Annotated in this window: 26 protein-coding genes; 18 read left to right on the top strand and 8 right to left on the bottom strand. The window is 46.4% G+C overall.

Annotated features, from left to right (window positions below; translation table 11 throughout):
* Positions 1-67: 67 nt before the first annotated feature.
* The gene (gene ompR, locus NAF29_RS14695; RefSeq protein ID WP_251262385.1) at positions 68-790 is read left to right on the top strand and encodes an osmolarity response regulator transcription factor OmpR; all 723 of its coding nucleotides are present in this window, start codon (positions 68-70) and stop codon (positions 788-790) included.
* Positions 790-2,094: a two-component system sensor histidine kinase EnvZ gene (envZ, locus tag NAF29_RS14690; RefSeq protein ID WP_251262384.1), complete on the top strand. Its 1,305-nt coding sequence runs from the start codon at positions 790-792 to the stop codon at positions 2,092-2,094. Before ompR ends, envZ begins: the two co-directional genes overlap by 1 nt.
* Before the next feature lie 88 nt (positions 2,095-2,182).
* Here the strand turns inward: envZ and pckA are convergent, their stop codons facing one another.
* The 3 genes from pckA to NAF29_RS14675 all read right to left on the bottom strand — a co-directional run bounded on the left by pckA (position 2,183) and on the right by NAF29_RS14675 (position 5,504).
* On the bottom strand, positions 2,183-3,787 hold the full coding sequence (gene pckA / locus NAF29_RS14685; RefSeq protein WP_349665592.1) for a phosphoenolpyruvate carboxykinase (ATP): 1,605 nt from the start codon (positions 3,785-3,787) through the stop codon (positions 2,183-2,185).
* A 211-nt stretch (positions 3,788-3,998) separates the two neighbouring features.
* Entirely contained in the window at positions 3,999-4,868 is an 870-nt protein-coding gene (gene hslO, locus NAF29_RS14680) for an Hsp33 family molecular chaperone HslO (protein WP_432763238.1), read from the bottom strand.
* 243 nt (positions 4,869-5,111) lie between these two features.
* Positions 5,112-5,504 carry an RNA-binding S4 domain-containing protein gene (locus NAF29_RS14675; protein WP_251262381.1) on the bottom strand — a complete coding sequence of 131 codons (393 nt, stop codon included), beginning with the start codon at positions 5,502-5,504 and terminating at the stop codon, positions 5,112-5,114.
* 165 nt (positions 5,505-5,669) lie between these two features.
* Between NAF29_RS14675 and gspC the strand changes: the two genes are divergently transcribed.
* From gspC to NAF29_RS14615, 12 genes are read left to right on the top strand one after another with little or no spacing between them, the layout of a single operon-like run.
* Positions 5,670-6,575 carry a type II secretion system protein GspC gene (gene gspC / locus NAF29_RS14670; protein WP_251262380.1) on the top strand — a complete coding sequence of 302 codons (906 nt, stop codon included), beginning with the start codon at positions 5,670-5,672 and terminating at the stop codon, positions 6,573-6,575.
* Between the two features lie 20 nt (positions 6,576-6,595).
* The gene (gene gspD / locus NAF29_RS14665; protein WP_251262379.1) at positions 6,596-8,635 is read left to right on the top strand and encodes a type II secretion system secretin GspD; all 2,040 of its coding nucleotides are present in this window, start codon (positions 6,596-6,598) and stop codon (positions 8,633-8,635) included.
* The gene (gene gspE / locus NAF29_RS14660) at positions 8,628-10,172 is read left to right on the top strand and encodes a type II secretion system ATPase GspE (protein ID WP_432763237.1); all 1,545 of its coding nucleotides are present in this window, start codon (positions 8,628-8,630) and stop codon (positions 10,170-10,172) included. Before gspD ends, gspE begins: the two co-directional genes overlap by 8 nt.
* Before the next feature lie 3 nt (positions 10,173-10,175).
* Positions 10,176-11,402 carry a type II secretion system inner membrane protein GspF gene (gene gspF, locus NAF29_RS14655; RefSeq protein WP_251262378.1) on the top strand — a complete coding sequence of 409 codons (1,227 nt, stop codon included), beginning with the start codon at positions 10,176-10,178 and terminating at the stop codon, positions 11,400-11,402.
* A gap of 31 nt (positions 11,403-11,433) precedes the next feature.
* Complete coding sequence (gspG, locus tag NAF29_RS14650; RefSeq protein WP_251262377.1) at positions 11,434-11,880, top strand: type II secretion system major pseudopilin GspG; 447 nt, start codon at positions 11,434-11,436, stop codon at positions 11,878-11,880.
* A gap of 2 nt (positions 11,881-11,882) precedes the next feature.
* Positions 11,883-12,446 carry a type II secretion system minor pseudopilin GspH gene (gspH, locus tag NAF29_RS14645; RefSeq protein WP_251262376.1) on the top strand — a complete coding sequence of 188 codons (564 nt, stop codon included), beginning with the start codon at positions 11,883-11,885 and terminating at the stop codon, positions 12,444-12,446.
* Positions 12,443-12,817, top strand: coding sequence for a type II secretion system minor pseudopilin GspI (gene gspI / locus NAF29_RS14640; protein ID WP_251262375.1), 375 nt, complete (start codon positions 12,443-12,445; stop codon positions 12,815-12,817). The genes gspH and gspI overlap by 4 nt, the downstream gene beginning before the upstream one ends.
* Positions 12,814-13,440 carry a type II secretion system minor pseudopilin GspJ gene (gene gspJ / locus NAF29_RS14635; RefSeq protein WP_251262374.1) on the top strand — a complete coding sequence of 209 codons (627 nt, stop codon included), beginning with the start codon at positions 12,814-12,816 and terminating at the stop codon, positions 13,438-13,440. The genes gspI and gspJ overlap by 4 nt, the downstream gene beginning before the upstream one ends.
* A complete protein-coding gene (gene gspK, locus NAF29_RS14630; RefSeq protein ID WP_251262373.1) occupies positions 13,412-14,461 on the top strand; it encodes a type II secretion system minor pseudopilin GspK in 1,050 nt (349 codons plus the stop codon). The genes gspJ and gspK overlap by 29 nt, the downstream gene beginning before the upstream one ends.
* The gene (gene gspL, locus NAF29_RS14625) at positions 14,418-15,641 is read left to right on the top strand and encodes a type II secretion system protein GspL (RefSeq protein ID WP_251262372.1); all 1,224 of its coding nucleotides are present in this window, start codon (positions 14,418-14,420) and stop codon (positions 15,639-15,641) included. The genes gspK and gspL overlap by 44 nt, the downstream gene beginning before the upstream one ends.
* Positions 15,638-16,111 (top strand): type II secretion system protein M, encoded by a 474-nt coding sequence (locus NAF29_RS14620; protein ID WP_251262371.1) that lies wholly within the window; start codon positions 15,638-15,640, stop codon positions 16,109-16,111. The genes gspL and NAF29_RS14620 overlap by 4 nt, the downstream gene beginning before the upstream one ends.
* Entirely contained in the window at positions 16,111-16,869 is a 759-nt protein-coding gene (locus tag NAF29_RS14615; protein ID WP_251262370.1) for a type II secretion system protein N, read from the top strand. Before NAF29_RS14620 ends, NAF29_RS14615 begins: the two co-directional genes overlap by 1 nt.
* On the opposite strand, the gene yrfG is transcribed toward NAF29_RS14615, so the two are convergent.
* Positions 16,866-17,555, bottom strand: coding sequence for a GMP/IMP nucleotidase (yrfG, locus tag NAF29_RS14610; RefSeq protein WP_251262369.1), 690 nt, complete (start codon positions 17,553-17,555; stop codon positions 16,866-16,868). The two genes, NAF29_RS14615 and yrfG, sit on opposite strands and share 4 nt — an antisense overlap.
* 85 nt (positions 17,556-17,640) lie before the next feature.
* On the opposite strand from yrfG, the gene nudE reads away from it, so the two are divergent.
* Positions 17,641-18,219: an ADP compounds hydrolase NudE gene (gene nudE / locus NAF29_RS14605; RefSeq protein ID WP_251262368.1), complete on the top strand. Its 579-nt coding sequence runs from the start codon at positions 17,641-17,643 to the stop codon at positions 18,217-18,219.
* The gene (gene cysQ / locus NAF29_RS14600; RefSeq protein WP_251262367.1) at positions 18,206-19,021 is read left to right on the top strand and encodes a 3'(2'),5'-bisphosphate nucleotidase CysQ; all 816 of its coding nucleotides are present in this window, start codon (positions 18,206-18,208) and stop codon (positions 19,019-19,021) included. The genes nudE and cysQ overlap by 14 nt, the downstream gene beginning before the upstream one ends.
* 86 nt (positions 19,022-19,107) lie before the next feature.
* Here cysQ and sthA read toward each other — a convergent pair whose 3' ends face one another.
* Entirely contained in the window at positions 19,108-20,538 is a 1,431-nt protein-coding gene (gene sthA / locus NAF29_RS14595; protein ID WP_251262366.1) for a Si-specific NAD(P)(+) transhydrogenase, read from the bottom strand.
* A 73-nt stretch (positions 20,539-20,611) separates the two neighbouring features.
* Positions 20,612-21,751, bottom strand: coding sequence for a fatty acid desaturase (locus NAF29_RS14590; protein WP_251262365.1), 1,140 nt, complete (start codon positions 21,749-21,751; stop codon positions 20,612-20,614).
* Between the two features lie 185 nt (positions 21,752-21,936).
* Here NAF29_RS14590 and fabR point away from each other — a divergent pair, with 185 nt between their 5' ends.
* Positions 21,937-22,554, top strand: a complete 618-nt coding sequence (gene fabR, locus NAF29_RS14585) for an HTH-type transcriptional repressor FabR (protein ID WP_251262364.1) — start codon at positions 21,937-21,939, stop codon at positions 22,552-22,554.
* 13 nt (positions 22,555-22,567) lie between these two features.
* On the opposite strand, the gene trmA is transcribed toward fabR, so the two are convergent.
* Entirely contained in the window at positions 22,568-23,656 is a 1,089-nt protein-coding gene (gene trmA, locus NAF29_RS14580) for a tRNA (uridine(54)-C5)-methyltransferase TrmA (protein ID WP_251262363.1), read from the bottom strand.
* An 87-nt stretch (positions 23,657-23,743) separates the two neighbouring features.
* Between trmA and murI the strand changes: the two genes are divergently transcribed.
* Complete coding sequence (gene murI, locus NAF29_RS14575; protein ID WP_251262362.1) at positions 23,744-24,529, top strand: glutamate racemase; 786 nt, start codon at positions 23,744-23,746, stop codon at positions 24,527-24,529.
* Between the two features lie 28 nt (positions 24,530-24,557).
* Here murI and NAF29_RS14570 read toward each other — a convergent pair whose 3' ends face one another.
* Complete coding sequence (locus NAF29_RS14570) at positions 24,558-25,013, bottom strand: RNA recognition motif domain-containing protein (protein ID WP_251262361.1); 456 nt, start codon at positions 25,011-25,013, stop codon at positions 24,558-24,560.
* Positions 25,014-25,382: the final 369 nt, after the last annotated feature.

Genomic DNA, 25,382 nt, shown 5'->3' with positions numbered 1-25,382 from the left:
TTGCATTTGTTGTTTTGCACCAAGGTATTAAAGCGCTCTATAGTGAAGGTGTATAAAGGAGACTGTAATGACTCAGGAAAGTACGAAGATACTGGTCGTAGATGACGACATGAGATTAAGAGCGCTACTAGAGCGCTACTTAGTAGAGCAAGGATATGTGGTTCGTGTTGCGCCCAATAGTGAGCAGATGGATCGTTTATTGGAGCGAGAAAACTTCCACATGATGGTACTGGATTTAATGTTGCCCGGAGAAGATGGCTTGTCGATTTGCCGACGCTTGCGTCAGCAACAAAATGAGTTGCCTATCATTATGCTGACCGCCAAAGGTGATGAAGTCGATCGGATTATTGGCTTGGAATTAGGCGCCGATGACTATTTAGCTAAGCCGTTTAACCCGCGTGAATTACTCGCGCGTATTCGAGCGGTGCTCCGCCGTCGGACTCAAGATGTACCCGGCGCACCTGCGACCGAAGAAAGTATTATTGAGTTTGGTGAGTTTAAATTGAACTTAGCCACTCGAGAAATGAGCCAGAATGACCAACCACTGACCTTAACCAGTGGAGAATTTGCGGTACTCAAAGCTTTGGTGACTCACCCCAGAGAGCCGATGTCGCGTGATAAGTTAATGAACCTAGCACGCGGTCGGGACTATTCAGCATTAGAACGTTCGATTGATGTGCAAGTCTCACGTTTGCGCCGAATGCTAGAAATAGACCCCTCCAACCCGCGTTATTTACAGACTGTATGGGGCTTAGGGTACGTGTTCGTTCCTGATGGAAGTGGTGTTTAATGATTCGTATTGGGCCACGTAGTGCTTTTGGTCAAACGGTATTATTGATTGGTAGCTTGTTGCTGCTAACTCAGGTGGTGTCTTACCTGATTGTGGCCTTGTATGTCATTAAGCCAAGCTATGAACAAATCATGCACTTGATTGCTAACCAAGTGCGTCTTGTACTCGACGACCGGACTCCTGGTAATCGTCAACTTTCCAACGATCTTAAATTACGTTTGCTGGACAATACCGGAATTGAACTTTATTTGGAGCCAATGGCGGAAAAAGCTGGGCTTAATGATGCCAGCCCGTATGATTTATTGTCCGATCAAATGAGTGATGAATTAGGGGGGCATGCTGAAGTTAGAATCGAGCAAGGGTTGAATTATATCGTATGGGTAAACCCACCGCAGGCGCCAGAGCTGTGGTTGCGAGTGCCCATGAAACAGCTTGAAGAAAGCGATTTTTCGCCTTTACCCATGTATTTAACCGTGATTGGTGTATTGAGTGTTTTGGGTGGATGGTTGTTTGCTCGGCAATTGAATCGACCGCTAAAGGCTTTACAAAGAGCGGCGCTGAAAGTAGCTCGTGGTGACATTCCCGAGCCCTTGAGTGAGAGTGGTACGCAAGATGTGGTGGAGGTGACTCGCGCATTTAATCGCATGGCTGATGGCATTCGCCAACTCGAAAGTGATCGAAACCTGCTCATGGCAGGCGTGTCTCATGATTTAAGAACCCCCTTAACCCGCATTCGCTTATCTAGCGAAATGATGTCGGATCAAGACACTTGGCTGCGTGAAGGCATCGTGCAAGATATTGATGACATGAACGCCATTATCGACCAATTCATAGACTACATTCGTCATCATAAAGACGAAGCACCAGAATACGGACAGCTCAGTGATTTGGTCGCCGAAGTGGTACAGGCCGAAGAGGTGCGTGATATTGATATCTCTCTCTACTCAGAGCCGAAGATTCCCGACATTCCTTTACGTCGAATATCAATCAAGCGAGTCATCACCAATTTGATTGAAAATGCGATTCGTCACGGTGAACCGCCTGTTGAACTTAAAGTCGGATCTGACGCGCAACGTAAAATAGTGTGGTTAGAAGTGGTTGATCACGGCAAAGGCATTCCAGAAAATCAACTGGAGTCTGTATTCGAACCCTTTACGCAAGGCGACCATGCCCGTGGAACCGAGGGAAGTGGCTTAGGTTTAGCTATTATTCGACGGGTTATTCAAGCGCATGGTGGCGATGTTACTTTGAGCAATGGCATGCAGCACGGCTTGGTGGCTCGAATCGAATTACCGCTCGACTAAATGATGTATAGGGCTTAATTCAATTCATCATCACGTATAAAAAAACCCGCAATTGCGGGTTTTTTGAGAGTGAATATTAGAACGCTAGCTATTTGAGCTGAGGCCCCGCTGCAACGAGTGATGCACCTTCATCGTTGTCAGTGTATTGCGCAAAGTTCTTAATGAAGCGCTGAGCAAGATCTTCACCTTTCTCGGTCCACTCTGCTGGATTTGCATAAGTATCGCGAGGATCTAAAATCTTGCTATCGCAATTTGGCAGCGACATTGGCACTTCCAAGTTGAACAATGGAATCACTTTGGTTTCAGCTTTCTCAATTGAACCGTCGAGAATGGCATCAATAATGGCGCGCGTATCTTGAATTGAAATACGTTTGCCTGTGCCGTTCCATCCAGTGTTCACCAAATAAGCTTCTGCACCCGCTGCTTCCATACGCTTCACTAATACTTCTGCGTATTTGGTTGGGTGTAGCGTTAAGAATGCTGCGCCAAAACATGCTGAGAATGTGGGCGTAGGCTCAGTAATGCCACGCTCCGTGCCAGCAAGCTTAGCAGTGAAGCCACTGAGGAAGTGATATTTGGTTTGCTCTGGTGTCAATTTAGACACAGGTGGCAATACCCCAAATGCATCCGCTGTTAAGAAGATCACCTTGTTCGCATGGCCTGCTTTAGATATTGGCTTAACGATATTGTCGATATGATGAATGGGATACGACACGCGTGCGTTTTCGGTTTTCGAACCATCATCATAATCAACACTGCCATCATCGCGAACAACGACATTTTCAAGCAGTGCATCACGACGAATTGCATTGTAAATATCAGGTTCAGCTTCTTTGCTGAGCTTGATTGTTTTCGCGTAGCAACCGCCTTCAAAGTTGAAGACACCACCGTTATCCCAACCGTGTTCATCATCGCCGATGAGCGCTCGTTTTGGATCGGTAGACAGTGTTGTTTTACCGGTGCCAGACAAGCCAAAGAAGATTGCGGTGTCACCGTCCATGCCGACATTGGCAGAGCAGTGCATGGATGCAATGTCTTTTTGAGGAAGGTAGTAGTTCATCATGGCGAACATGCCTTTCTTCATTTCGCCGCCGTACCAAGTACCACCGATGATTTGCATTTTCTCGGTCATGTTGAAAGCAATAAAGTTTTCTGAATTAAGACCGTGCTTTTCCCAATCTGGATTGGTTGTTTTGGACCCGTTCATCACCACAAAGTCCGGCTCACCGAATGCTTCAAGCTCTTCTTCGGTTGGGCGAATGAACATGTTGGTGACAAAATGAGCTTGCCATGCCACTTCTACAATGAAGCGAACCTTGAGGCGAGTATCTGGGTTGGCGCCGCAAAAAGCGTCGACCACGTAAAGAGGTTTGTTGGAGAGTTCACTGACGACGAGCTTTTTAAGATCGTTCCAGACTTCAGGGGTAATTGCCTTATTATCGTTTTTACCTTGATCAGACCACCACAGAGTATCGCGCGTGACGTCGTCACGAACAATGAACTTATCTTTGGGTGAGCGGCCTGTGAAGATGCCTGTGTCAACTGCGACAGTGCCAGACTCTGTTACTACGCCGCGTTCATAGCCTTGTAGTGTGGGGTCTGTTTCTGCATTGAAAAGTTGATCATAAGACGGATTATGGACTACATCTACAACATCGTTAATGCCGTATTTGCTGAGATCAAGACTCTTTATTGGAGCGTCTACAATCATGTCGTTCTCCTAATTTTTTTTGTGTAGGGATTTGGTAATTTTTTGTTCTATTCGTTTTATTAGTTCTGATTATTATTGTTCTCCCCTGACTGCCTAGCTTCTTGTGGCTAGATCAATAAATGAGGCGTTTTCGGGTCAGGGTACCGATCAACGTCACAAAAGCGCTGCAAACCACACAGCGCAAATTCTTTCCTTAATGAATGTTTAAATTTGTCTTACCAAATAACGCCGGTAAATCCTCTTGTGAAAAGACATAATGGCTATTGCAGTACTGGCAATGAATATCAATTTTCTCTTGTTCCGCAAACAATTTGGAGAGTTCTCGTTCACCCATTGCAGAGAGAGCTGAGGTAGAACGCTCGCGTGAGCAACTGCAAGTAAATGCGACGGTTTGCGGTTCGTAAAGAGTGACTTCTTCTTCGTGAAATAAACGAAACAAAAGTTGCTCTGCTTCTAAGTCAAATATTTCATCTGCTTTGAGCGTGGCCGACAAAACACTCAAGTGCTCGAAGTCTTGTTCTTTTTCGGCCTGATCTCCGGGTAATGCTTGCACCAACAAGCCACCGCACTGTTGTGATTCAACATCAGCAAAGAGCATGAGTTTTGTGGGTAATTGCTCTGAGCGGGCAAAGTAGTCCTCAATGCAGCCGGTAAATGTGTCGGCTTCTAAAGGAACAATGCCTTGATAGCGTTCGCCTTCATCTGGTGAGATGGTGATGACCATCTGGCCTTGACCAATGATTTCTTGAAAGCTCGAATCGGCGCAGACATGTGACTGCACTCGCGCAATGCCGCGCATGGTTTGATCATTTCTGCCGTTGATCACAAGTAAAGAAAGAGGGCCGTTGCCTTGGATTTGAACGGTAATTTCACCTTCAAATTTCAATGTTGCCGTGAGTAAGCAAGTTGCGGCTAGGGCTTGCCCCAGCATTTCTGATATGACTGGAGGATAGTCGTGGCCTTCTAACATGCGTGCGTAAGTGCTATGCAATTGCACAAGCTCGCCACGGACATGACGCTTTTCAAACAGATATCGATGCAGTTTGTCTGAATTACTTTGGATCACTCTACGATTCCTTTATTGATCAGAGCGATGAAAATTAAAGCTCTGAATGATTGGAGTGTACCGAAAAGATCCAGGTGGTGGAAATTTTCGTAATAATTTGTTATTAAAATTTATTATTGGCTGAATTGACAGGCATTTAGCGCTGGAAATTAATGCTGTTGAAGTTAATTATAGTGCTGAAATGATTACCGCGCGATGGCTGTCATATAAGTGTCACTGTTCGTCAGCTAGACTCCGCCTTTAAAGTTGTTTTGCCTTTAAGCCAAGTAGTGTTCGGCGTTGCTTTTTATCGGGCTTATGCTCCGGCGCCAAGCGAGTTTGGTAGGCAAGTTGATGTTGAGTTTTGAGTCGCGCGCGTTTTTCTTCGCTTTCAGGGGTTTCTTGGTAAAGCAATTGTGCTTCAGGAGCGCTTCGACGCACTTCGCTCAGCCCTTTGACTTCAACTGTTTTTTCAATTTGACCGATTGTGATGCGGATTAGAGCGCCTATATCGACGCTTCTGCTTGGCTTACTGCGTTGATCGTTATAGCGTACTTTACCGCCTTCAACCATTTGACGAGCAAGCGCTCGAGTCTTGTAGAAGCGGGCAGCACACAACCATTTGTCGAGGCGTACTTTAGAACTTTCAGTCATAAACTTAACGTTTTGTGATGTGAGTACTGTGAAAGTACCAGAATTATTACAATTTCGCATCGGGACAGCGCGATCTGCGCTTGTTGCATTTCTACCGCTCGTTTAACATGGCTAGTCGTAGAAAATTGCGCCCTGTAGGCACAATATTAACAAGAATGTAGTTGAATGACTTGGGAAGCAAAAACGAAAGCTTGGTTGTCGGCCATACCGGTCGCAAAAGTTCGCTTAGCAATGACAGCCGTGCTGGTTGTGTTAATTGCCTATCTGTTGGCTGAACTGACCGGTATCTTGTTACCGAACGCTGACAGCAAAGGAGAATGGATTCCTCCACAAAAAGCCAGTGCTCAAAAAGCAGAGGAACTGGACGTTAGTGCATTGCAGGCTATGTCGTTATTTGGTGAAAGTAAGCCAGCTGAGCAGGTTGAAATTGTTGAGGTTCAAGATGCGCCCGAAACTAAACTCAATCTGAAACTCACAGGCGTGGTTGCGACGATGGACCCTGAAATTGGTTTGGCTGTCATTGATTCCAAAGGCAGTCAGGCTACATATAGTGTGGATGACCGAATTGAAGGTACACGCGCATCGATTAAAAATATTTATCCAGACCGAGTCATTATTAGCAACTCCGGTGTGCTTGAAACGTTGATGCTCGACGATGAGTATTTACAAGATAACTTTCCGAAAAAAGCCACTCAGCGAGCAACGACTAAACGGGCGACCGCTAGAACGGTGAATCCCAAACTTAAAGCGGCACTTGCGAGTGTGGGTGATCCATCCATGTCACCCGCCGACAAAGTCGCGAAGCTCACTGATTACATCAAGATCTCACCGGTACGAGAAGGTACTGATTTTAAAGGGTTCCGTGTGAATCCGGGTGTTGATCGAGAGATTTTTGAATCTGCAGGTCTGAAACCTGGAGATTTAGCTGTTGCTTTAAACGGTTATGATTTAACCGATCTTTCTCAAACTGCTGCTGTCATGCAGGAGTTAGAAACGATGTCCGATTTGGCGCTCACGGTCGAGCGAGACGGACAATTGTATGAATTCTTATTCGAGTTGCCTGCGCTGTGACCATTATTAGAAATAAAATCATGAACGATAAAATTTTCAAGCCTGCTCTGCGTCAGGCACGTCGGGCGTTATTTGCCGCACTTATGGGAGGCGTTGCTTTTGCCTCATTTGCTGCTGAATACACGGCCAGTTTTAAAGGAACGGATATTAATGAGTTCATTAATATCGTGGGCAAGAACCTCAATAAAACCGTCATTATTGACCCTGCGGTACGGGGTAAAGTAAACGTTCGCTCCTATGACTTGCTGAGCGAAGATCAGTATTACCAATTTTTCTTAAATGTGTTGGAAGTCTACGGCTTTGCAGCGGTTGAAATGAACAACAACGTGTTGAAAATTGTGAAGGATAAAGATGCCAAGTTCGCACCTAATCCGGTGATTGGTAAAGATGGTTTCGCGCAAGGCGATGAATTTATAACTCGAGTTGTTCCTGTTCATAACGTGTCTGTTCGTGAGTTGGCCCCGCTTTTACGTCAATTGAACGACAATGCTGGTGGCGGGAACGTAGTCCACTACGACCCCTCAAATGTATTGATGATCACAGGCCGAGCCGCTGTCGTAAATCGTTTGGTCGACATCGTTGACCGAGTTGACCAAGCTGGTGACCAGCATGTTGATATTGTTGATCTCGAGTATGCATCTGCGGCTGAAATGGTTCGCATTGTTGAAAGCTTAAATCGATCCGGCGGCAAGCAAAATTCAGCTGATTTTTTAGTGCCTAAGTTAGTGGCAGACGAGCGCACCAACAGCGTGATTGTAAGCGGTGAAGAAAAAGCCCGCGTTCGCATTGTGAATTTGATAAAGCGTCTCGACAAAGAGCTGGCAACAAGTGGTAACACGCGAGTTTTTTATCTCAAATACGCCAATGCTGAAGACTTGGTAGGCGTGCTTCAAGGAGTCAGTGAAAGTATTGCCTCTGAAGAACAAGGCGGTAGCGCTAAAAATACGCGGAAACAAAAAGAAATTAACATCGAATCACATGCAGACAGTAATGCGCTTGTGATTACAGCTGAACCTTCGATGATGCAGTCATTGGAAGCTGTGATTCGTCAACTGGATATTCGTCGTGCTCAGGTTCATATTGAAGCGATTATTGTTGAAATCATGGAAGGTGATGGAGCCAGTTTAGGTATTCAATACTTCAGTGAAGATGCTGGTGTGATGCAGTGGACCGATGGCACTCAAGTGCCTGTTGCTGGCTTGTGGGCCGGTAAGAAAGAAGCCGAAGATCAACCTGCAAACAATACTTGTAGCAGCGAAGGTTGTACCGACAATGATGTGACTCCGGGCGATTATACGTTGCTGGCGGGTTTGTTGGGGCAAGTTAACGGCATGATGCTAGGCGTGATTAAAGACGACTGGGCAGCGGTGATCCAAGCAGTAAAAAGCTCGACCAATTCAAATATCTTATCTACGCCGTCTGTGACAACGTTGGATAACCAAGAAGCCTTCTTCATTGCAGGTCAGGACGTTCCAATTTTGACGGGTGCAACGTCGAGTTCATCGAACGATAACCCGTTCCAAACCATTGAACGTCAGGAAGTGGGTGTTAAATTGAAAGTCACGCCTCAAATCAACGAAGGCGATGCTGTTCAACTCATTATCGAACAAGAAGTATCAAGCGTCAGTGGCACCACTGCTGTGGATATCACGATTAATAAGCGTGAACTTAAAACAACAGTCATGGCAGATAATGGCGCCACTGTCGTATTAGGAGGCTTGATTGACGAAGATGCGCAAGAAAGTATTTCTAAAGTGCCATTGTTGGGTGATATTCCAATTTTAGGCGAACTCTTTACATCAACTTCAACGAGTAAGCGCAAACGCAACCTCTTGGTGTTTATTCGTCCTACGATTGTGCGCGATGCAGCAACCATGAGCTCAGTGAGCCACCGTAAGTACAACTACATGCGAGCACAGCAACTGAGTACAGGCGAAAATGAACTGCCAATCATCAACAAAGAAATTCCTGTATTGCCGAGCTGGGAAGATCTGAAGGAATCTAAGTATTTAGAATCAGAAGAACAGCTCAAAGCGCTAGAGAAAGCAACCGATGAGTGAACAGCAAACGATTGAACCGAGCGCAGCAGAAGCGTTGGTGGAGTCGGAGCAAGGTGTAGTAGAAACAATGCCTCATGCTGTTCTGCCATTCCCATTTGCGCGTGAGTATGGCGTATTGCTGGACTTGCAAGAAGAGCCCGCTACTTTGTACTACCGAAATGGCGCGCAATGGCAGTATATTGCCGAGTCGCGCCGTATTGCTGACCAAGCATTAGTCTTGAACGAAATAGATGAAGCAACGTTTGAATTAAAGCTGACTGAGTTCTATCAACGTGATTCTGGAGCGGCACAGCAATTGATGGAAGATATCGGAAATGATGCCGATTTCTATACCCTTGCTGAAGAACTACCTGAAACAGAAGATTTACTCGACTCTGATGACGATGCACCGATTATTAAATTGATCAATGCAATGTTAGGCGAGGCCATTAAATTTGGTGCATCGGATGTTCACGTTGAAACTTATGAGCAAAGCTTAGTTATTCGATTCCGAGTCGACGGCGTTCTTCGTGAAATGCTAAAACCTAATCGCAAGCTGGCATCGTTATTGGTCTCTCGAATTAAAGTGATGGCGCGCTTAGACATCGCTGAGAAGCGCGTGCCGCAAGATGGCCGTATTTCACTTCGAATTGCAGGCCGAGCTGTTGATGTGCGTGTTTCAACCATGCCGTCGAGTCATGGCGAACGAGTGGTCATGCGTTTGCTCGACAAAAATCAGGCTCAGCTCGATTTAGAGAGTTTAGGCATGACACGCTCTGTGCATGACAATTTTGCCGAAACCCTCAAAAAGCCTCACGGGATTATCCTAGTGACGGGTCCTACCGGCTCCGGTAAAAGTACCACCTTGTACGCAGGGCTCACCCAAATTAACAACCGTGAACGCAATATTTTGACGGTTGAAGATCCGATCGAATATGCCATTGAAGGTATTGGTCAAACGCCCGTTAACAATAAAGTTGATATGACATTTGCCCGCGGCTTGCGCGCTATTTTGCGTCAGGATCCTGATGTCGTAATGGTTGGCGAGATTCGAGATCTCGAAACCGCCCAAATCGCGGTGCAAGCTTCTTTAACTGGCCACTTAGTGTTGTCTACGCTGCACACGAATACAGCGGTGGGTGCCATTACTCGTTTGCATGATATGGGTGTAGAACCTTTCTTGCTCTCGTCGAGCCTGTTGGGTGTTCTTGCCCAGCGATTAGTGCGTACCTTGTGTACCGAGTGTCGTGAACCGTATGCAGCGAATGCGAGCGAACTCGCGTTACTGGATATGCCAGCAGATAAAGATCAAATTCTATATCGAGCAGTAGGTTGCGAACATTGTAATCAAACAGGTTATAGAGGCCGAACCGGAATTCATGAACTGCTTATCGTCACCGATGAAATTCGAGAAATGATTCACAACGGTGAAACAGAGCAACGCATTGAACGTTTGGCACGCGAACACTGTCCAGGTATTCGACATGACGGCTTCGATAAAGTGATGGGTGGTGAAACCACGCTCGAAGAAGTGATGCGAGTGACGCGCGAGGAATAGCACTTGGCGGTATTTCAATATAAAGCCATTAGCAAGGCGGGTAAGCCTGTTAAAGGAATAGAAGAAGCTGACACAGCACGCCAAGCTCGCCAAAGCTTGCGTGAAAAAGGCTTAATGCCTACCGAAGTATCGGAAGTTACAGGCCAAAAAAGCAAAACCAATGATAGCAAAGCGCAAACCAAGAGCTTTCGTGGCCGAATTTCCACCGCGGATCTGTCACTGATCACTCGTCAACTTGCAACTCTGGTCGCGTCTGGTCTTCCGCTTGAAGAAAGTTTGCATGCCGTTGCTCAGCAAAGTGAAAAAGCCAAGCTGGGTAGCATGATTATGGCCGTGCGCGCGCGCGTGCTTGAAGGGTATTCGCTGGCTGATAGTTTGAGTGGTTTTCCTCAAATCTTTGATGAATTATTTTGTGCGACGGTTGCTGCTGGCGAAAAATCCGGTCACTTGGATACAGTCCTGAATCGACTAGCCGACTTTACTGAAAAGCGCGATGAAACCAAAGGCAAAGTGACCCAGGCCATGGTGTATCCCATAGTCTTGACCGTCATTGCCATTGCCGTTGTCAGCGCACTGCTTGCTGTTGTCGTTCCGAAGGTTGTTGAGCAGTTTGTCACCATGGGGCAAACATTACCTTTGGCGACGCGGATTTTGATGGGAGCGAGCGACTTTGTCATCGACTACGGCATCTTTGTATTAATTGGCTCAATGCTGTTTGCAGTCGGTGTTCAACGATATTTATCAGTTCAATCAAATCGGCTGAAATGGCATCGAGTGCAACTCAAATTACCGGTTATTGGAAAGGTTGTGCGCGGTATGAATACTGCCCGATTTGCGCGTACGTTGAGTATTCTAACGGCAAGCTCAGTGCCATTGCTTGAGAGCATGAAGATTGCTGGCGACGTGCTACTAAACTTGCATATGAAACAAGCGCTGGTAAAAGCGACTGAACGTGTCAGAGAAGGCTCCAGTCTGCGAGCTTCTTTGCAAGAAACCAAATTATTTCCACCGATTATGCTTCACATGATCGCGAGTGGTGAAAAAAGTGGTGAACTCGAACAAATGTTAGGGCGCGCTGCTGATAACCAAGATCGCGAGTTTGATTCTCAAATTACCATTGCACTCGGCCTCTTAGGGCCCTTGGTATTAGTGTTAATGGCCGCAGTGGTTTTGTTTATTGTCATTGCAATCCTGCAACCTATTCTCGATATGCAAAATTTAGTCGGCTAGTAAAACTAAGCCATAAAAGGAGATAAATAATATGAACAACAAACCTCAACGCCAATCTGGTTTTACCCTTCTTGAAGTGATGGTTGTGATCGTAATTCTTGGCGTGATGGCCAGTATGGTTGTGCCGCGATTACTTGAAAGCACAGGCAAAGCGCAAACTCAAAAAGCGGTGTCAGATATTGCCAAGCTTGAAGAGATTTTGGACATGTACAAGCTCGATAACCACCGTTACCCCACAACAGAACAAGGCTTGGAAGCGTTAGTTGAGCGCCCAACTAGTTCACCTGAGCCGCGTAATTACCCAGAAGAAGGTTACTTGCGTCGTTTGGAAGTTGACCCTTGGGGAAATCCTTATTTGTATGAAAGCCCGGGCACCAATGGCAAGGTCGATATTTATACCTTGGGCGCTGATGGTGAAGAAGGTGGAGAAGATGCTGATGCAGATATTGGCAATTGGAACCTGCAGGATTTCCGTTAAGTATGAAGTTTAGACCGCATGGCTTTACGCTCATGGAGGTGTTGGTAGTGCTGGCCATTATGGCAACAGTAGCGACCGGCCTTGTGATGTCTATGGGGGGCAATAGCTCCCAAAAAAAACTGATTAAAGAAGCGCAACGATTTCGTATTGCGATGACGATGGCCACCGACCGGGCTATGCTCACGGGCGAGGAACTTGGCCTTTTAGTGGCCGAAAATGAATATCAATTTGTACGTTGGCAAGATACGGAATGGATACCCATCACCAACGACAAAGCGCTGCAAACACATCAGCTTAGTGAAGAAATAACGCTAGAGCTTTCCCTTGAAGGTTTAGATTGGGAAGAACAGAGCATGTTTGAAAGTGATGGCTTATTCGAAGATGTGTTTGCTGATGATGAAGATGAAGAAAAGCTGATGCCGCAGGTCTTCATTTATAGCTTTGGAGAGTTCACTGACTTTAGTTTGGAGTTCACCTGGGATTCTGAAGATGACGAGCCAGTATCAGAAATTGTGGAAGGCCTCACTTATAAAGTGCAATTAAAGCGTGATGAGGTAGACGAGTGAATAAATCTCGCGGCATGACCTTGTTGGAAGTTTTAGTTGCCTTGGCCGTGTTTGCCTATGCAGCGATTAGTATCGTTACCGCCACGTCGCAAAACCTTCGCTCGCAGTCGCGGCTGATGGATAAAACGCTAGCCAGCTGGGTCGCACAGAATCAGCTGGTTGAGTTTCAGCTCACGTACAAGCCGGGTCAGAAATCTGCCAAAGGTAAACTCAAAGGAACATCTGATATAGCAGAACAAACCTTCTACTACACCGTAAAGGTTGAAGATACGGGCAACCAATGGTTGTCGTCAGTCATGGTCAATGTCAGCTCGGATGCTGCCGGCAAGTATGTGGTTGCGTCAGTCACCGGTTTTGTAGAGAAGCCATGAAGAGTCAAGGTTTTACACTCTTAGAGATATTGGTTGCCGTGGCAATTTTTGCCCTGCTAGGGGTCGCTGCATTATCTACCTTAACAACGGTACAAAAAGCCGACCAATCGTCCATGCGCCATAGTGAAAAGCTAGAACTTTTACAGCGTGCATACTGGACTATGGAACGCGATTTTTTGCAGGTAGCGGTACGTCAAAATCGGCTGGATGGGAATGAACCCTCCACCTACATTTTTCGTGCAGAAGAAAACTTAATGGAATCCGAAGGCCAAGGTGTTGCATTCACTCGGCACGGATGGACCAATCCATTCCATTTATTGCCTCGTGGCAATGTACAAGGTGTGGTTTATCGGTTAAGAGAGGGCAATTTAGAGCGTTTGCACACGCTCTACCCAGATGTTGCAGGCGGCACAGAACCCAAGATTCGAGTGTTGTTGGAAAATATTGAAAGTGTGAAATACAAGTTCTATCGCGGCACCACATGGCAAAACAATTGGACAGTGGAACGCGAAGTTCCCAAAGCCATTGAAGTGACGCTAGAAAGTGACGCATTTGGCGAGATTCGTTGGGTGTTTTTGATGACAGGAGCAAAGCTTGAAGCCACGCAACCTGCCACCACATAAACATAAAGGCGTTGCTTTAATCACCGTACTATTGGTGGTTGCAATAGTGTCCTTGATTGCGGTTCAAATGAGTGAACGACTTCAAGTTCAGTTGCGTCGGACCTCAGCAATGTTGACACTGAATGATGCCAAGTGGGTAAATATTGGTGCCGAAGGCTTTGCTAAGAAAGTATTGGATCAGGACTTTAGTGACAGCTCAGAAAAAAGTCATTTAGAGCAATACTGGGCCAGCGGTGATGTGACCTTCCCGCTTGAAAACGGGGGGATGTTTTCCGGTCGCATTAAAGACTTACAAGGCTGTTTTAATCTAAACGGCGTGGTGAAGCTCGAGAGTGAAGTCGCTGAACTGCGTCAAACCGGCGAACGTAATTTAGGCGCCAAGCAGTTTTTGGCTTTGCTTGAAGCGCTCGAAGTTGAGAGTTATCAAGCGGAAATAATGGCGGACTCGCTCCAAGATTGGCTTGATGCTGATGACTATGTGGACCAAAGCACCGGTGCGGAAGATAGCGAATATCTTAGCCGTTCTCAGCCTTACCTTGCGGCGAATGGGCCATTAGCGGATGTTGGCGAAATGAGAGCGATTAATGGCTTCACACGAGAAGCGGTGAAAAAAATATGGAATTACGTGTGCGTAATACCGGGAACGAGCCGTCAGCAAATCAACGTCAACACTGTTGAGAAAGCGCAGGTATTTATGGCGATGTTCACACCGAACCTAACGCGTGAACAAGCAGAGCAACTGATCAGTGATAGGCCATCAGATGGCTATGACTCGATTGAAGATTTTTTTGCGTCCGCTGCACTAAGTGGTGTGGGCGTGACAGACCGAGTGAAAGGCCAATTTACGGTGCTTTCCGAACATTTTTTAGTGGAGTCTGAAACACGACTCGACTCTGGAACAACACTCTATACGCAATCGACATTGAAGCGTAATAGTAGCGAATGGGCGGTAACAAGCCGCCGCTTTGGAGGACAAGGTGAACGAGTACCTGATACTGAGGTTAGCGAGTCAGGCTTCTGAGTCCATGCCTTGGTTGGTCTGGTCAACGCAATCACAAGAAGTTATTGCTTCGGGTGAAATAGCGAACGCCGACAACTTGCATGAGCTAGAACAGCGCTTTTCGGGAAGAGAAGTGATTGCATTAGCACCCGCTGTGGATTGTGCGGTGCGTCGATTACCTGTGCCAAAGAAAAACCGTCGGCAGGCGTTGGCCGCCTTGCCTTACATGCTCGAAGATGAGTTGGCCGAAGACATCGATGCGATTCATCTGGTGCACTTTGCACAGCACGAAGAAACTGTCGATGTGGCTTATGTTAGCCATGCCAAAATGGATTTGTGGCTTTCTTGGTTTAGCCGTGCGGGACTTGCAGTAGGTAAAGTGCTACCTGAATTTTTAGCCTTACCCGATGTAAAGGAGCCTAGCGATGATGAAAGTACGCACTGGCATATGGTCCAAGTTGGAGATCATTGGCTTGTTCGGCAAGCGCATGGAATTGCATTAGGTTTTGAAAATGAAATGATGGCCAAGTTCTGGTTGTCATCGCAAGACTTGGAACATGTTGAAATCACCAGTTTCACACCGTGGCCTGAAACCTTTAGCCCGTTGATTGAGGCGCATGTCGATTTACCTGAATTACCCATGTCAGCGTTGGTCAATGGCGCTATAAATAGTGCGTGTAACTTGCGTGCTGGTGACTATAAAATTCGTCGTCAACGTGGGCAACAACCTTGGCGTCCTTGGTTGAATGTTGCTGTGTTGGCTGGCGTAGCGCTGGTGTTGTATTTATCGGGGGTGGCATTGCGGTTGAGCGAATTTAAGCACATTGAAACTGTCACGCGTGCTGAGATCGTGAAAACTTACAAAATAGCGTTTCCGAATGAAAAGCGGGTTAACAACCCTAAAGTGCAAATGAAACGCAAGCTTGCTCAGCTTGGCTCGGGCGATGGTGCAAGCAGTGGTCTATTGATGTTCTTGCATGATATTGGCCCTGCATATCGTTCTGTTTCAGGCATTGTATTTCAGTCATTGCGCTATGATGAAAAGCGTCAGGAACTTCGTATCCAAGCATCCGGATCAGATTTCCAGAAGTTCGAGCAACTAAAAGCTGCCATCGGCAATGGTTACTCGGCTGAGTTGGGCGCATTGAACTCTAAGAATGATCAAGTAACTGGAACCATTACAGTGAGGAAAGAATCATGAGGGAACGTTGGGAACAACTTCAACCTCGAGAACGTCAATTAGTTGCGGGGATGGGTGTATTCTTTGGCTTGCTGTTATTTTATGTCTTGGTCTGGGAGCCCCTACATGACGGCGTTGAGCAAGCGCAACAGCGAGTAGAAACGCAACAGGATAATCTGATTTGGATGCAGCGCAGTGCCGCCCGTGTGATTTTGTCTCGTGATACCAAGCCGTCGGCCGCAAGCAAAGTGTCGGGTAGTATCTCGCAGCGCATTAACCGCACAGCGAGTCAGCTCAACATTAAATTAAGTCGTATTCAGCCGCAAAAAGATGAAGTGAATGTTCGTATCGACAGTGTAGACTTTAACTCATTCATGACATGGGTGCAGACCCTTGAAAAACAGCGTGTCGCTGTAGTTTCTGCAGATGTGAGCCGTGGTGACCTTCCTGGGCACGTTGAAGTTCGCAAATTATTATTGAGGTCGCTTTAATGAGTAAGTGGAAGTGGTTGGCATTAGCGGCAACGTTATACCTCATTTTCTTCATCATGATGCTCCCTGCTCAATTTGGTCTCTGGCTCGTCGATGTGCCCAAAGGCCTGCAAGTAACGGGCGTATCTGGATCGTTTTGGAATGGGCGTGCGAACCGGGTGTCTTGGAATGGGCGTACCGTTGATGATGTGTTTTGGACCGTCAATCCCGGGTCTATGTTCGCCGGAACATTGGAATTGGATGTTGTTGCTGGCCAAAGCAGCATGAGTAACATCAAATTGGATGGCACGGTCGGAGCAAGCTCGTCAGGTTGGTTTGTGAATAACTTAGAGTTTGAAATGCCCGCGAACGTGGCGTCTGAATTTGCGCCAGTGCAACTCCAGTTGAGGTTGGGCGGTTATGTAGTTGGCAAGATTGCCACTGCCAGCCAAGGCGAACCTTGGTGTGAACAATTGGACGGTAAACTCACTTGGGTGAAGCCAACGGTTGCCAGCACAAGTGTCAGTAACCCACTGAAACTGGACGATACGCGCGCCAACTTATCGTGTAATGCGGGTAATGTTGTGGCAGATGTGTCTGATGATGGTCGCGTCTTGGGCTTGGACGTGAAAGGGACATTGGCAGAGGGCCAATTTATTGTAGATGGTTCACTCAAGCCGGGCCGAGAGTTTCCACAAAGCCTTGAGCAAATGTTGCGATTTGTTGCCACCCCCAAGGGGGATGGCAGTTATCTGATTAATTTAGACGGCCCGCTCTAGTGTGATGATTCATCGGAGTGACTGTGGCGCTTGATATCGTCAATCAGCGTTCTAAAGTCGGTTGTAGATTCAAAGTCATCAACACTGTTTGATGGCTTTTTGCTATCTGGATTCGCAACCGCTAACAGATGTTGAATACCAAAGCGCTCAGCGGATTTTAACACTGACAGACTATCATCCACGAAAAGGGTGTCGGCTGGATTGATATCGTATTGCTCACAGACTTGCGTCCACATGTCTTGGTGCTCTTTGGGTTGGCCAAATTGATGGCTGGTGAGCAATGTGTCGATGTGTTGGTCGAGGCAGGTGAGTTCAACTTTTAGCGCTAAACTGCCCGGATGTGCATTGGTTAGCAATATCACCCGACGGCCGGAGGCTTTAAGTGCATCTAAAAAAGGAATTGCGTCTGGGCGCATTTGAATCAAGTGAGCGACTTCGCGCTTCAAAGCCACTAAATCAAGACCCAGCCGGTCATTCCAATAATCGAGGCAGTACCACTCCAATTTACCCTGTAATTGCTGATAAGCACGTTCTAAATATTGTTTGGCTTCAAGTTTCGACATTCCTTTTTCTTTCGCATAACACTCTGGCAAGTAGTCCAACCAGAAGTGATTATCGAAGTGAAGGTCGAGTAATGTGCCGTCCATGTCAAGTAACACGGTTTTTATGGTGGACCATTGAGGCATAACACTGGAATCTTTATTGGGAATTGGGTGTAATGGAAGCAAGTTTTTAACCGCAGATCAATGAATCAAAAAAGAAATGGACGAAATGGATCTCCAAAAGCTGAAACTGCCCACCATTCACGCACGACGCGTGGTGGCAAAAAGCCGATTATTTCAAATTGAATCATTGGATTTAGAGTTCTCAAATGGTGAAACTCGGCAATACGAACGCCTAGGTGGAAATGGCCGAGGTGCTGTGATGGTCGTACCGATTACGGAAGACGGTGATCTCATTTTGATTCGAGAGTATTCGGCAGGTACCGAGAGTTACGAGCTTGGATTCCCTAAAGGGCTCATTGATGCTGGCGAAACCGCAGAACAGGCTGGGTTACGCGAGTTGCAAGAGGAAGTAGGGCTTGGCGCCAAGCGTCTCACTCCATTAAAAAAAGTCACCTTGGCCCCAAGTTACTTTGCCGCACATATGCAATTATTAATGGCACATGATTTATACCCATCTAAATTAGAGGGCGACGAACCCGAACCCCTCGTGATTGTAAAGTGGCCGCTGAATCATTGGCAGCAGCTACTCGATAGTGATGAATTTACCGAAGCGCGGAGCGTGAACGCCCTCATGCTGGCCGCTCGTTTGCTTGGTTTATGGGAGACTACAAATGGAGCTGATTGAGCTTTTAGAGCCTGTGATTAAACTTGCAAGCGAAGCGGGTAAAGCAATTGCCGCTATTTATGAGTCAGGTGATTTTGAAGCACTTGAGAAAAGTGACGATACACCAGTTACTACGGCTGACTTAGCTGCAAACGATATTATTATGGCGGGGTTACAGCAGTTAGCTGTCAGTTACCCTATCCAGTCGGAAGAAGAAGAAATCTTGCCACTCGCCGAGCGTGAACATTGGCACCGATATTGGCTGATTGATCCGTTGGATGGAACCGGCGAATTTATCCAGCGCAGTGGCGACTTTGCAGTCAATATCGCACTGATTGAAAATAACCAACCGGTTATGGGAGTTATATTCGCCCCCATCTCCGGGGTGGTTTATGCCGCAGTGAAAGGGAAGTGCGTATTCAAGCGCGACGCGAAAGGCACTCAAACAGATATTAGTGCTCGTAAATTAGCGGGTGAAGATATCGGTAAATTGCGCTTTGCAATTAGTCGCCGTCAAAAACTAGAAGTGATTACCGACTGTATTCCTTCAGATTTACCCACAGAATTTATTCCATTTGGAAGTAGCACACTGAAGAGCTGCATGGTGGCGGAAGGTGCTGCCGATTGTTATGTGCGTTTTGGCCCAACTGGCGAATGGGATACAGGAGCTGCTGAATGTATTGTGCGGGAAGCTGGCGGAACAGTCACTAATTTAGCGTTAGAGCCGCTGAGCTATAACGAGCGAGAGTCGTTGGAAAACCCTAATTTTATGGTGGTAGCGGATGCGGATTACCCATGGGGAGACGTGATTCGTTACCGATAGCTGAATTGCGAAGACATTTCAATTTGACGTGCAAGCCACCTGAATTTCAGGTGGCTTTTTTAAAGGCAGCTGAACTTTCTGTCCGACTAGAACAGGCGATTCAAACCATTTAAGGCTGCAACACGATATGCCTCGGCCATGGTTGGATAGTTGAATGTGGTATGCACAAAATACTCGATGTTATTGCCACTGCCGTTTTGTTCCATAATGGCTTGGCCAATGTGAACAATTTCTGCAGCGCGCTCGCCAAAGCAGTGAATACCCAAGATCTCTTTTGTGTCACGATGGAACAAAATTTTCAGTGTGCCCACAGGCTGCTCAGATATTTGTGCCCGAGCTAAGTGTTTGAATTGAGCACGGCCTACTTCGTAGGGAACTTTCAATTCAGTGAGTTCTTGCTCGGTTTTACCCACCGAGCTGATCTCAGGAATGGTATAAATACCCGTTGGAATATCTGCGATCAGTTTGGTTTCGCAACTGCCTAATACCATGGCATCTGCTGCGATTCGTCCTTGGTCGTAGGCCGCACTTGCAAGGCTTGGATAGCCAATCACATCACCCACTGCATAGATGTTGTTGACTTCAGTGCAATAGTGCTCATTCACTTTGACTTGCCCGCGAGAGTTGGCTGCCACACCCACGGTGTCGAGATTAAGAGTATCGGTGTTGCCGGTTCGGCCATTGGCAAACAAGAAGCAATCGGCACGCATGCGTTTACCCGATTTGAGCTTAACAACCACGCCAGTTTCATCTCCTGTCACGCTTTCGTATTCTTCACAGTGGCGAATAATGGCACCGTTATTACGCAGGTGGTAGCTCAATGCATCTGATATTTCAGCATCCAAGAATGAAAGCAAAGCGTCGCGGCTATTGATCAAATCTACCTTGACGTTTAAACCACGAAAAATGGATGCATATTCACAACCAATGACACCCGCACCATAAATAATGATGCTACGAGGATCGTGCTTCATGTTCAAAATACTATCGCTGTCATACACGCGCGGATGCTCAAAATCGATATCTGCTGGACGATAGGGGCGAGACCCTGTGGCCAACACAAATTGCTTTGCGGTAATGCGGTCGGTGGTGCCATCGGAACGTTTCACATCAATGGCATGGCCATCTACAAACTGCGCTTCGCCGTGAATAATGCGTACGCCATTTCGCTCATAAAAGCCATGACGCATGCGAATTTGCTTACCTACTACGCCTTGAGCATGTGCGAGAATATCGCGGAACTTTAAATGCAAAGTTTCTCGGCGGCTTGAAAACAACGGGCTATTATTGAATTCGATCAGTCGTTCTACACTATGGCGCAGCGCTTTAGACGGGATAGTTCCCCAATGAGTACAGCCGCCACCGACGTCGCTGTGGCGTTCAACAACGGCGACGTTAAGGCCCTGTTTAGTGAGGCTCATGGCCGCACCTTCGCCGCCAGGGCCAGTACCAATTACAATTGCATCATAATCAAACTGGGTAGGAACTGAGGTTGATTGTTGTTCTTTTTTGCTCACGTTTAGTCCTGATATGCCGCGTTGGTCTTAGTTTGGCGACATTTTATCAGGACTAGGTGTTAAATCCGAGTGATCAAGCTGGTTGTAAGCCCTTCACCTGTGAAACAATTTCTTGCCAGCGTTGTTGTTGCTGCTGAAATGCTGTTTTGAGCGAATCGAGTTTTTCGTTTAATTCTTCCAATTCGTGTTGGCATGTGTCGCTCAACTTACGTTTCTTCAAGGTGAATAAACGCTTTCTGACTGCGTAAAAGGCGAGCATTTTCTCAATCATTTGGTCGTATTCAGCTTGCAATGACTCACGCATTTTTTCGGTCTGTTCGACTAAATCCAACTGTGTTTCTAAACGCTGTTTTTGTAAATCTAGTTTGGCTTTTAGAATACGCTCGCTAGGTACAGTTCTTAAATTTCTGGTGAGGCCCAATTTATTCATGGTCCAAATAAACCACTTGCTGGGATCAAACTGATACCAGCGAATGCCATTGCGGTAGTCGTATTCAAACAAATGATGAAAATTATGGTAACCCTCACCGTAGGTTAAGAAGGCCAAAAAGCCGTTATCACGGGCTGAGTTTTTTTCTGTATATGTTCTTTTACCCCAGATATGAGCAAGAGAGTTAATAAAGAAAGTGAAATGATGACTCAAAACGAGTCGAGTGACACCAATCAATAAGAAGCCACCAATGGCATCGCCTAACGCCCATCCTAACAATAAAGGTAAACCTAAGTTTAAAGCCCAAGTTAATCGCCAATAGTATTTATGCTGCCACATAACGATTTTATCTTTTTGCAAGTCTCGGCAATTGCTGTAGTCCGAATAACGTAGAGGTTGGTATTCACGAAGCATCCACCCAATATGGCTATACCAAAAACCTTTGGGCGCCGCATAGGGGTCTTTTTCTGTGTGATCAACATGGCGATGGTGCACGCGATGATCGGAACTCCAGTGCAAAGCGCTATTCTGCAGTGCAAAAGCTCCGCCTATGGCCAGAACAAACCGAACGAACGGATGTGCGTCGAATGTTTTGTGCGCCCAAAGACGATGATAACCCACCGTTATCGACATGCCGCAATAACCTAAGCAAAGCACTGTGGCGATCCATAAAGGTGCGCTATATCCGTGAGTTAGGCCATACCAAGGAACCAAAGTAATGGTTGCGAGGAAGGTTCCAGCGAAAAGGATAACGTTGGCCCATATAATGGCAGGTTTTTTCATCGTAAAAATATTTCAGCTAACAAGTGTGCGCTCATTAAACCTGACTCAGCGGTGTTGATCAAGCTTGAGTTCATGATTGCGGGCACTGAATTTGAGACATAACGGATATTTGTTTAACGATTCGCTGACGTGACCCAATATTCTGGTTAGAATCGAAACACCTTTTTTGGTAAGTGGAATGCTGTATGTCTGGAGTGCGAGCCCAACAAAAAGAGAAAACGCGTCGAGCGATTATCGATGCCGCGTTTAGCCAATTGAGCGCTGAACGTAGTTTTTCGGGTCTTAGTCTTCGCGAAGTATCAAGAGAGGCGAGCATTGCGCCTACTTCTTTTTATCGACATTTCAAAGATATGGATGAGCTAGGCCTGACGATGGTGGATGAGGCTGGCCTTGCATTGCGCCAATTGATGCGAAAAGCACGGCAGCGGATCGCCGACGGCGGAAGCATTATTCGTATATCGGTTGAGACTTTCATGGAGTTCGTGCAGAACCATTCGAATGTGTTTCGACTGCTACTTCGCGAGCGTTCCGGCACTTCTGCCGCGTTTCGTGCTGCGGTGAACCGCGAGATTCGTCATTTTGTGGCTGAGCTGGCAGACTACTTGGAAGCCTATTCAAAATGTTCGCGTGAGTTAGCCATGACTCAAGCAGAAGCCATGGTGATTCTGGTCTTCAATGCGGGAGCTGAGGCACTCGACTTACCGAACCACGATCGAAAAGAACTTTCCGACCGCCTGATTAATCAATTACGACTGATTGCCCGTGGTGCGACCACCGCGGTATTGAGAGACCGTCGCACCTAGCGACGGACATTAGTTACGCGTTGCGCTCGAGCAATACACCCATTTCAGCGTGATGGGTAAATGGAAATTGGTCGAATAGCGCCAAACGTTGTACTGTATAAGTGTCTTTGAGGTCATCCAAATCGCGGTATAAAGTGTCAGGGTTGCACGAGATGTAGATAACGGTTTGAAAGTTTTTTGCCATCTCACGCGTTTCTTCATCTAGCCCTGAGCGTGGAGGGTCTACAAATAAAGTGTTCAGTTCATAATGCTCTAAATCAATATCGGCTAAGCGTTTAAATTTACGCTTGCCGGTCCATGCTTCAGTAAACTCTTCACTGGATAAGCGGACAATTTGTAAATTATCGATCTTGTTTGCGGCAATGTTGATTTGTGCAGAGTCCACCGAAGGTTTCGCAATCTCAGTTGCCAGAACCTGATTGAAGTTCTGACTCATCGGAATCGAAAAGTTGCCATTGCCACAATACAGTTCTAACAAATCACCTTTAGAATCACGGGTACAATCAATGGCCCACTCCAACATCTTTTCACAAACAACAGCATTGGGCTGTGTGAAACTGTTTTCTACGTGGCGATAAACATACTGACGGCCATGAACGTTAAGTGTTTCATTGACATAATCGCGTGATAAACACATTTTCTGTTTACGAGCGCGGCCAATAATAAAGGTGGGACAAAATTCAGACAGCCGCTGTTGGAGTTGTTGCGCTTGCTTCTGCCATTCATCATCAAGCTGTTTGTGGTACAGCATGCTAATTAACAGTTCACCTTGTTGCGATGATAAGTAATCAACTTGGAACAGTTTGTGGCGAAGACTTCGATTATCTCGAATTAAATCAAGCAGCCGAGGCATGGCATCATTAATCAGCTTTGAGGCTGTTGGAAAAGCGTCAACACGATACTTTTGTTTGGTTTCCTGATTGAACATGATGTGGTAAATATCATCACCCTCATGCCAAACTCTAAATTCAGCACGCATACGATAGTGGCTAGGAACTGAATCGAAGACTTCCAGCTCTGAATGCGTCAAATCGGCGAATTGTTGTGTAATACGAGCCGCTTTGGCTTGAAGTTGTTGCTGATAGTCTATTGTATTTGCCATAGTGTACCCCGTAAAAAACGGGCAAAGTCTTATATCATTGAAGGCCATGTCTAACATTGTGCATCAGATTGGCGAAATGGAGTTGTAGTGAACCCGAAAAAAGTGATTATATTTGATTCCGGTGTCGGTGGCTTGTCCATTCAGCGCGAAATATCAAAACGATTGTCATTTTTAGAATGTCATTACCTATCAGACAGCCTATTTTTTCCTTATGGTGAATTAGATCCCGCGACCGTAATTGAACGCGTATGCCTGTTAATTCCAACATTGGCACAACAGATCAATGCTGATGCTGTCGTGATTGCTTGCAATACAGCGAGTACAGTTGCATTGGAGTCCTTGCGTGATGTGCTCAAAATCCCAGTAGTGGGTGTGGTGCCAGCAATGAAACCTGCGGCACAATTATCAAAGAGTAAGCACATCGCTCTTATCGCAACCCCAGCGACAGTAAATCGCCCTTATACGCATCAACTCATCCAAACTTATGCGATGCAATGCAGCGTCACGTTAATTGGTAGTTCAGAGTTAGTCCGAATTGCAGAGCAGTTTCTATTGGGGGAGGAACCCTCAGCCGCAGCGCTGGCAGAAATAGTAAAGGACATTAATATCCAACCGACGATTGATACAGTCGTGCTAGGTTGTACCCACTTCCCACTTATAAGGCGGTTTCTCAAAGTTGCCATCGCCCACCCAGTCACTTTTGTGGACTCAGGTATTGCGGTGGCCAAACAACTTGAGCGTGTTTTGTCTGTTCGACCGGAAGGTCAATGTATTGGGCGGCGGGTGTATTATTCAACGAGTAACGATGTTGCGAACCAGCGAATACAGGATGTATTTGTGAGATTAGGTTATAAAAAAGGCCGAGGTTTTTAAGCTCGGCCTGTTTATAAGGATGTGCGAACTACTTCGCGTTTTTATCCTTCGCTTCACGTACCTTTAAAGTACGCTCTTGGAATTCACTTTCGTTGAGAGCAGAAATTGCACTTTCAGCATCATCCTCCGCCATTTCGACAAAGCCGAAGCCTCGGCGCTTACCGGTTTGACGATCTTTCATTAATCGCACAGAGAAAACTTGGCCGTGCTCAGAAAACAATTGTCTAATAGCGGCCTCGTTTGCGCGATATGGCAGGTTGCCTACATATAACGTACGTGAATTTTGCACTGCTTCACTTGTTTGTCCGCGAGAGCTTGCAATAGCAGCAGTAATTAACGCTGCGACTAATGCAATAATTGCGGTTGTCCAATCTGGAGCAAGATAAGTGGTTAAGGTTGAGAATGAGAATTTAGCAACGATTGCCAACAATACGGCTGCCATTACTGCAAATCCTAAACGTCTCGATTGCACTGAAGAGTTCATTTTTATTATCACCTGGTTCTAGGTCTGTATATGAAAATCCGGTTGAAAATCGAACACTGCAGTGAAGGATTAGCCTTCAGTTAACAAAAATGCAGCATTTCGCACCGGATTTGGACAGATTATCGACACTTAGAAAAAAATTATAGATTCTTACTTGACTCTGTGAGCTGTGTCTCTAAAATGCGCCCCCACAGCAACGGGCAAGGCGGCAACGTTAGAAGTTAAGGCTTCAGCCCGAAGCGGTGAAGAAAATCGGTTAGCAAAAAAGATTCATTGAATCGCTTGACACTAACCACCGGAAGCGTATTATACGCCTCCCGCAACGGCAACGCCGAAGCGACGCTCTTTAACAATTTAGCAAGACAATCT

Origin of the sequence: Echinimonas agarilytica (genome assembly GCF_023703465.1) — a bacterium.
Classification (GTDB): Bacteria; Pseudomonadota; Gammaproteobacteria; order Enterobacterales; family Neiellaceae; genus Echinimonas; species Echinimonas agarilytica.
Note: the sequence above shows the minus strand (reverse complement) of the source record. Positions and strands in the feature narration are given on the sequence as shown.

Excerpts from the sequence above, each read along its gene's own strand:
- ompR (WP_251262385.1), top strand. The coding sequence starts at position 68 with ATGACTCAGGAAAGTACGAAGATACTGGTCGTAGATGACGACATGAGA.
- envZ (WP_251262384.1), top strand. The coding sequence starts at position 790 with ATGATTCGTATTGGGCCACGTAGTGCTTTTGGTCAAACGGTATTATTG.
- NAF29_RS14675 (WP_251262381.1), bottom strand. The coding sequence starts at position 5,504 with ATGACTGAAAGTTCTAAAGTACGCCTCGACAAATGGTTGTGTGCTGCC.
- gspC (WP_251262380.1), top strand. The coding sequence starts at position 5,670 with ATGACTTGGGAAGCAAAAACGAAAGCTTGGTTGTCGGCCATACCGGTC.
- gspD (WP_251262379.1), top strand. The coding sequence starts at position 6,596 with ATGAACGATAAAATTTTCAAGCCTGCTCTGCGTCAGGCACGTCGGGCG.
- gspE (WP_432763237.1), top strand. The coding sequence starts at position 8,628 with ATGAGTGAACAGCAAACGATTGAACCGAGCGCAGCAGAAGCGTTGGTG.
- gspG (WP_251262377.1), top strand. The coding sequence starts at position 11,434 with ATGAACAACAAACCTCAACGCCAATCTGGTTTTACCCTTCTTGAAGTG.
- gspH (WP_251262376.1), top strand. The coding sequence starts at position 11,883 with ATGAAGTTTAGACCGCATGGCTTTACGCTCATGGAGGTGTTGGTAGTG.
- gspJ (WP_251262374.1), top strand. The coding sequence starts at position 12,814 with ATGAAGAGTCAAGGTTTTACACTCTTAGAGATATTGGTTGCCGTGGCA.
- NAF29_RS14620 (WP_251262371.1), top strand. The coding sequence starts at position 15,638 with ATGAGGGAACGTTGGGAACAACTTCAACCTCGAGAACGTCAATTAGTT.
- NAF29_RS14615 (WP_251262370.1), top strand. The coding sequence starts at position 16,111 with ATGAGTAAGTGGAAGTGGTTGGCATTAGCGGCAACGTTATACCTCATT.
- yrfG (WP_251262369.1), bottom strand. The coding sequence starts at position 17,555 with ATGCCTCAATGGTCCACCATAAAAACCGTGTTACTTGACATGGACGGC.
- nudE (WP_251262368.1), top strand. The coding sequence starts at position 17,641 with ATGGATCTCCAAAAGCTGAAACTGCCCACCATTCACGCACGACGCGTG.
- cysQ (WP_251262367.1), top strand. The coding sequence starts at position 18,206 with ATGGAGCTGATTGAGCTTTTAGAGCCTGTGATTAAACTTGCAAGCGAA.
- NAF29_RS14590 (WP_251262365.1), bottom strand. The coding sequence starts at position 21,751 with ATGAAAAAACCTGCCATTATATGGGCCAACGTTATCCTTTTCGCTGGA.
- fabR (WP_251262364.1), top strand. The coding sequence starts at position 21,937 with ATGTCTGGAGTGCGAGCCCAACAAAAAGAGAAAACGCGTCGAGCGATT.
- trmA (WP_251262363.1), bottom strand. The coding sequence starts at position 23,656 with ATGGCAAATACAATAGACTATCAGCAACAACTTCAAGCCAAAGCGGCT.
- NAF29_RS14570 (WP_251262361.1), bottom strand. The coding sequence starts at position 25,013 with ATGAACTCTTCAGTGCAATCGAGACGTTTAGGATTTGCAGTAATGGCA.